Raw genomic sequence first — 2508 nt, forward strand, 5'->3', positions numbered from 1 at the left:
AAATAAATAGACAATTTAACAATTATGTTCTTTCTATACCCACAAATCTCATAGGAACAGTTAATTATGATAAATTCATATTTCATGTAGGAAAAAATGATATTGAACGAAAATATAATCTAAATACGGGTTTTATAGCACAAGAAAACGAAAATGCATATATGATATAAAGGATAAATATGATGAAAGATTCACAGATAACTGGAGTAATGATTCAGTATTATAAAATATGTAAAAGAGAACTATGGTTTTATATGAATCAAATAAATATGAACTATGATAATAATGATATTGAAATTGGAAGATTAATACATGAAAATAGTTACAAAAGAGAAAAAAAGGAAATTCGTGTAGATAACTTAGTATTTGATTTTATACAAACAAAAGATAAGCTAACAGTATTTGAAGTAAAAAAATCAAGTAAAATTACAATCGGGGCATTATATCAATTATACTACTATTTATACACATTAAAAAACGCAGATATAGAAGCAAAAGGAATGTTAGTATTTCCAAAAGAAAAGAAAAGAGAATCCATAGAACTAACAGAAGATATAATTAAAGAAATTGATGATATAATTAAAGAAATTAAGAAAATATCAAATGAAACAAAACCACCTCATGAAAAACAAAAACCCTACTGTCAAGGATGTTCTTTCAGAGAACTTTGCTTAATATAGGTTGTGATACTATTAAAGAACCATTATATATTAACTCAAATGGGATATTATACCGAAAAGAGAATACACTTAAATTTAAAAATAAAGAAGTTGACACAAGTATACCAATTCACGCAATCAATGAAATAAATTGTTATGGAAAAGTTTCATTGCGATCAGGAGCAATATCATTACTACAAAAAGAAAAAATAATAATAAATTTCTTTAATAAATATGGATATTATGAAGGATCATTATACCCAAAAATAGCACTAAATTCAGGAGTAATAGTAGTGAAACAAGCATTAACATACAATAATGAAAATAAACGATGTTTTATAGCTAAGGAAATGGTAAATGGAATGAAACATAACATGATAAAAACATTAAAATATTATAAGAAAAAAGGAAAAGATGTTGATGAACACATTCAAAACCTTGAAAATGAATCAATTTTAGATGGAAATATCAATAGAATACTCTCATCCGAAGGAAAATTATGGCAATCATACTACCCCTCATTTGATAACATCACAAAAAAATTTCCAATAGAAAAAAGAGAATTCAAACCACCAAAAAATGAAATGAACTCCTTAATATCCTATGGAAATTCATTATTATATACTACAACACTATCCGAAATCTATCATACCTACCTTCATCCATCAATAAGTTTCCTGCATGAACCTCGTGAAAGAAGATTTTCACTTGCATGTGATCTAGCAGACATATTCAAACCATTAATAATAAGTAGAACTATATTCAAATTGGTAAATACTAATATAATTAATGAAAAACACTTTAAAAAAGATGTGGGAGTATATCTCAATGAAAAAGGAAGACAAAAATTCATACAAGAATACAATAATAAACTTAAAACAACAATAAAACATCCACAAATTAAGAAAAAAGTCTCATATAGATACTTAATAAGATTAGAAGGATATAAATTAATCAAACATATACTTGAAGATAAAACATACGAAAGCTTCAAGACGTGGTGGTAGGAATATACATATTAGTAATATATGATATTAAAATAGAACGAATAAATAAAGTATACAAATTTCTTAAAACATATTTAATATGGATTCAAAATTCAGTATTTGAAGGAGAAATAACAAAAGCACAATATAAAACAATGATTATAAAACTAAAAGAATTAACAGACGAAGATGAAGATTCAATAATTATATATAAGATACCTAAGAAATATTTAAATAAGGAAGTACTTGGAATAGAAAAAAATCCAATAGAATTTATACTCTAGGTCCACTCCCCTATAATTTTTACAACATTAGGGGTGGACTATAAACAACTACTTTTTTAAACAATCACAACAGTTTAAAGAGTAAAATACGAAAAATTTTTTGGCGTTTAAAATAGACTTAATAGTATGAAAACCGGATTTGATTAAAACGTATTACCCAATCATATATTTCGTTTAAAATAGACTTAATAGTATGAAAACTAGATATTTCAAATTTACAATTACCATTTAAAAAAACGTTTAAAATAGACTTAATAGTATGAAAACAAGAACGTTTTGCTTCTAATTCAGAGTATAATACTTTTGTTTAAAATAGACTTAATAGTATGAAAACCCAATGAGGAAGAATATCTCGGTCTAGAAAAAGGAGGTTTAAAATAGACTTAATAGTATGAAAACAAGGAAATTATAATTATACTCACCAGTATGATATTAAGTTTAAAATAGACTTAATAGTATGAAAACCAATAGAGGAATAAAAACAATGTCAAGTATAATAAAAGTTTAAAATAGACTTAATAGTATGAAAACTTGAGGTAGAAATAGATAATGAGTTAATTAATGAAAGTTTTAAATAGA

General features: G+C 24.8%; 3 protein-coding genes and 1 CRISPR repeat array. All 3 genes read left to right on the forward strand.

The features are described from left to right. Positions 1-179: 179 nt before the first annotated feature. Genes cas4 through cas2 form a run of 3 tightly spaced genes read left to right on the forward strand, consistent with a single transcriptional unit; the run spans position 180 to position 1929 of the window. The gene (gene cas4, locus A9758_RS02920) at positions 180-680 is read left to right on the forward strand and encodes a CRISPR-associated protein Cas4 (protein WP_143740864.1); all 501 of its coding nucleotides are present in this window, start codon (positions 180-182) and stop codon (positions 678-680) included. Further along, entirely contained in the window at positions 668-1666 is a 999-nt protein-coding gene (gene cas1b / locus A9758_RS02925) for a type I-B CRISPR-associated endonuclease Cas1b (protein WP_011406025.1), read from the forward strand. Before cas4 ends, cas1b begins: the two co-directional genes overlap by 13 nt. After that, a complete protein-coding gene (gene cas2, locus A9758_RS02930; protein WP_011406026.1) occupies positions 1660-1929 on the forward strand; it encodes a CRISPR-associated endonuclease Cas2 in 270 nt (89 codons plus the stop codon). Before cas1b ends, cas2 begins: the two co-directional genes overlap by 7 nt. A 105-nt stretch (positions 1930-2034) precedes the next feature. Beyond that, positions 2035-2460: a CRISPR direct-repeat array (repeat unit 29 nt; unit sequence GTTTAAAATAGACTTAATAGTATGAAAAC). Positions 2461-2508: the final 48 nt, after the last annotated feature.

The organism is Methanosphaera sp. A6 (genome assembly GCF_001729395.1).
In the GTDB taxonomy this organism is placed as follows: domain Archaea; phylum Methanobacteriota; class Methanobacteria; order Methanobacteriales; family Methanobacteriaceae; genus Methanosphaera; species Methanosphaera stadtmanae.